The sequence below is a fragment of the Ruegeria sp. BG9 genome (assembly GCF_056538305.1).
In genome coordinates, this window is record NZ_JBQFSY010000033.1 from 1 (window position 1) to 634 (window position 634).

Annotated in this window: 2 protein-coding genes; one reads left to right on the forward strand and one right to left on the reverse strand. The window is 53.3% G+C overall.

Annotated features, from left to right (window positions below; genetic code table 11):
• Window positions 1-214 (forward strand): hypothetical protein (locus tag ACR0I8_RS22095; RefSeq protein WP_480703673.1); only part of this gene is annotated, 214 nt, incomplete at its 5' end.
• Between the two features lie 29 nt (window positions 215-243).
• Here the strand turns inward: ACR0I8_RS22095 and ACR0I8_RS22100 are convergent.
• The coding region (locus tag ACR0I8_RS22100) for an integrase core domain-containing protein (protein ID WP_480703675.1) at window positions 244-634 on the reverse strand (391 nt) is incomplete at its 5' end.

Here is a 634-nt window from a genome sequence, read left to right on the forward strand (position 1 = left end):
CAGCGGGCGCTTTAAGAGGCTTACTTCTGTCAGCCCCAGTTCAGATTGGTTTCTTTGCGGCGGCGGTCTCGGGTCCAAAGATGTTTTTTATCTCGACCACCAAGTCGGCGGAAAACCCTCCATTCTTAGCGTGACTATAGATTGCCTCGGCATTGTCGGCTTCATGGGCGTGTCCGTCGTCAGGGATTTTGGGACAGATGGCGTCCTGAGCTAAGAGATGGTCGGCGCATCTGATTGGTTTGATTATGCGACGGATTTGCGGTGAAGCAAGCGCCGGGTTTCGATTGTCTTCCGTTTGATCCTTTCTCGTTGTTTCAGAATGGTCTGGCCGCGCCCGAAGTAGACATTGGCCGGTGTGAGGTTTTGCAGGCTCTCGTGATAGCGCCGGTGGTTGTAGTGATTGACAAGGGCGTCGATCTGCTGCTTGAGATCACTGGGCAGGTAGTAGTTTTCCAGCAAGATGCGGTTCTTGAAGGTCTGATGCCAGCGCTCGATCTTACCCTGAGTTTGCGGATGGTATGGTGCCCCTCGGACATAATCGATTTCCTGATCTTCCAGCCATTCAGCAAGTTCACCAGAGATATAACTGGATCCGTTATCACTGAGCAGCCGTGCCTTGTGGCAGACGGTCGCC